This window comes from uncultured Planktosalinus sp. (assembly GCF_963973675.1).
Lineage (GTDB): Bacteria > Bacteroidota > Bacteroidia > Flavobacteriales > Flavobacteriaceae > Planktosalinus.
The window spans coordinates 1-3,181 of the sequence record NZ_CAXBAN010000313.1 but is presented as its reverse complement, the minus strand read 5'-3'; the positions used below and the strand labels follow the sequence as shown (position 1 = coordinate 3,181).

The following is a 3,181-nucleotide window of genomic DNA, read 5'->3' as shown; positions in this document are numbered from 1 at the left end:
TCAAAAAATTCTAATAGTGCAGAAGAAAGTATGTTACTTTCTGAAGCTGAAAAATTAAATTATATTTCTACCAAAGAATTTCAAACACTTCAAGACTGGAAATTAAATCCGGCAGAATGGAAAAATTAATAACCTTATGAATCTGGAAAGCAATCAAGTGACCGTAAATAAATCTGCTACAGAACTGGCAGCCTTTTTAAGTGATGTAAAAAATTTTGAACAACTCATGCCTGATAACATTAGTAAGTTTGAAGTGATAAGAGAAAATGCCTTTGTTTTTGCCCTCAAAGGCATGCCAGAAATTGCGCTTGAAATCAAAGAATCTTTGCCACCAAGTAAAGTTGTTTTAGGTGCTATTAGTGATAAACTTCCATTCACCCTTACAGCAAATATAGATGAGGTAAACGAACAAACTTCCAATGCAATACTACACTTTGAAGGCGAGTTTAACGCGATGATGGCTATGATGATTAAAGGGCCTATCTCAAAATTTTTAGAAACCCTGAGTACTAATTTGGCAAAATTATAATCTGTTTAGAAGTTTAATTTCCTTTAAATCAAATTCTCTTGAGCCACTTTCAGTAGCTACCTGAAGTTTACCTGAAGTTGAAACGCCTGTTATTAAACCTTTAAATTCAATTCCTGAATGGTCTTTAAAGGTATTTAATAAGTCTTTTTGATAAAGATTGTTCTGATATTCGCTTTTGATAGCAGAAAAGGGATGACTGTTTAACTTCAAAAATTGTTTATTGATTTCATTTACAATTTCAAAAGCAAGTCTATCAATATCAATAAGCTTCCCGGTCAACATTTTTATAGATGCTGCATTTGGTAATGCTGGTATTTCAGTTTCATTCACATTCAATCCAATACCAATAATTATCATTTTAATCTGATTTTTTTTTAAAACAGGTTCCAAAAGCAAGCCACACACTTTTTTATTTACTGACAGAATGTCGTTTGGCCATTTTATTTTAATATCGGGTAAGTTGTAGAATGTGAGTACATTTTTAACCGCAATTGAAACCAGCATAGAAAGATAAAAACGATTTTCTACATGTAACTTCTCAAGCCTCTTAAGTAAGCTCATCGTTAAACTTTTCCCATTTTGTGATTGCCATTCAGTACCCAATTGCCCCCTACCCTGAGTTTGGTTTTCTGCAATCACAGCAAGTTCATTCAAAGTTTGGTCATTTCTAATTAACTTCTTGAGATAGGTGTTTGTAGAGGTCGTGGCATTGATTTTGTTTATATTCATAAAAAATAATCTAAAAATTGAGTTAATCTTGTAAAGCAACAAGCTACAGGAAACCAAAAAAGTGATAACTTTGCAAAAATAGTTGTTTTAATGACCAAAAAAGAAAACGAAGCAGATCAATTAATTACTCAAATTATTCAAGGTATTGAAGATGTAAAGGGTCAGGATATAGAAATTCTTGATTTAAGAGCAATCGAAAACACAGTTTGCGACTACTTCATTGTGTGCAATGGAACGTCAAATACACAGGTAAATGCCATTGTAAATTCTATCGAAAAATCAGTAAGTAAAAACTTAAAAGAAAAAGCTTGGCACATAGAAGGCTCAGATAATGCTGAATGGGTTTTGATGGACTATGTAAACATCGTGGTACATGTTTTTCAAAAACACATTAGAGAGTTTTATGACATTGAAAGCTTATGGGGTGACGCTAAAACAGTGAAAATCGAATCAAGTTATTAAAAAATTGCAACAAATTAATGGCAAAAAATACAGACAATTCAGAAAAGAAACCACAGGACGAAGGCAATAAAAACAAAGACCTAAAACCAAAATTCAGTCCTTATTGGATTTATGCGATGATTATTTTTGCATTTATCGCAATTAATTATTTTGGAAGCGGTGGATGGTCTGAGCCCGCAAAAACTACCCCAGCTGAATTTCAACAATTCCTCAAGGAAGGAGATGTGGAGCGCGTTGTAATCGTCAATAAAAATAAAGCACGCGTCTTTTTAACTGAAGAAGGCAAATCGAAAGAAGTTCACATCAGAAAAGTTGGCAATCAACCCCTCTCTTCAAATACTCCTGCCTATCAATTTGAGTTTGGTGATTTACAGAATTTTGAAAATGAATTAAGAAAAACCAAAGAAGAAAACAACCTTTCTACCACTATTGTATACGATACAGAATCAAATGTTTGGGGTGACATTTTAATCACTCTTCTCCCCTTTGCTATCATAATTGCAATCTGGATTTTTATAATGCGTAGAATGTCCAGCGGCGCCGGTGGTGGTCCAGGAGGCCAGATTTTTAATATTGGAAAATCAAAAGCTCGCTTATTTGATCAAAATACAGACGTAAAAGTATCTTTTAAAGATGTTGCTGGACTTGAAGGTGCTAAAGAAGAAATCCAGGAAATAGTTGACTTTCTTAAAACACCTGAAAAATATACAGCCCTTGGAGGTAAAATCCCAAAAGGAGCTTTACTTGTAGGACCTCCCGGAACCGGTAAAACCCTACTTGCAAAAGCAGTTGCCGGTGAAGCCAAAGTACCGTTCTTTTCACTTTCAGGATCAGATTTTGTAGAAATGTTTGTTGGGGTGGGTGCTTCACGAGTGAGAGATCTTTTTAAACAAGCCAAAGAAAAATCACCTTCCATTATTTTTATTGATGAAATAGACGCCATTGGTCGTGCCAGGGGAAAAAGTAATTTTTCGGGTTCCAACGACGAGCGCGAAAACACACTCAACCAACTTTTGACAGAAATGGACGGTTTTGGCTCCAATGCGAATGTTATTGTACTTGCCGCCACCAACCGCGCAGACGTTCTTGACAAAGCATTGATGCGTGCAGGACGTTTTGATAGACAGATTTATGTGGATTTACCTGACTTAAGAGAACGAAGAGAAATTTTTGAAGTTCACCTAAGACCAATCAAAAAAGAGGAAAACCTCGACCTTGAATTTCTTGCCAAACAAACCCCGGGATTTTCAGGAGCTGATATCGCCAATGTTTGTAATGAAGCAGCCTTGATTGCTGCTCGTAAAGGCAATAAAGCAGTGGGCAAACAAGATTTCCTAGACGCTGTAGACCGAATTATTGGAGGTCTTGAAAAGAAAAATAAAATCATCACTCCCGATGAGAAAAAAGCCATTGCTTTTCACGAGGCCGGTCACGCTACCGTAAGCTGGATGTTAGAGCATG

The 3,181-nt window shown here is 35.6% G+C and carries 4 protein-coding genes; 3 read left to right on the top strand and 1 reads right to left on the bottom strand.

Annotated features, from left to right (window positions below; translation table 11 throughout):
* The first annotated feature begins 136 nt into the window (after positions 1-136).
* A complete protein-coding gene (locus AACY61_RS11120; RefSeq protein WP_339611658.1) occupies positions 137-529 on the top strand; it encodes an SRPBCC family protein in 393 nt (130 codons plus the stop codon).
* Here AACY61_RS11120 and AACY61_RS11115 read toward each other — a convergent pair.
* Positions 524-1,258 (bottom strand): biotin--[acetyl-CoA-carboxylase] ligase, encoded by a 735-nt coding sequence (locus AACY61_RS11115; RefSeq protein WP_339611657.1) that lies wholly within the window; start codon positions 1,256-1,258, stop codon positions 524-526. The genes AACY61_RS11120 and AACY61_RS11115 overlap by 6 nt on opposite strands.
* A 90-nt stretch (positions 1,259-1,348) precedes the next feature.
* Between AACY61_RS11115 and rsfS the strand changes: the two genes are divergently transcribed.
* Entirely contained in the window at positions 1,349-1,720 is a 372-nt protein-coding gene (gene rsfS / locus AACY61_RS11110) for a ribosome silencing factor (RefSeq protein WP_339611656.1), read from the top strand.
* A 17-nt stretch (positions 1,721-1,737) separates the two neighbouring features.
* Positions 1,738-3,181: ATP-dependent zinc metalloprotease FtsH (gene ftsH, locus AACY61_RS11105; protein WP_339611655.1), on the top strand; the 1,444-nt coding region annotated here is incomplete at its 3' end.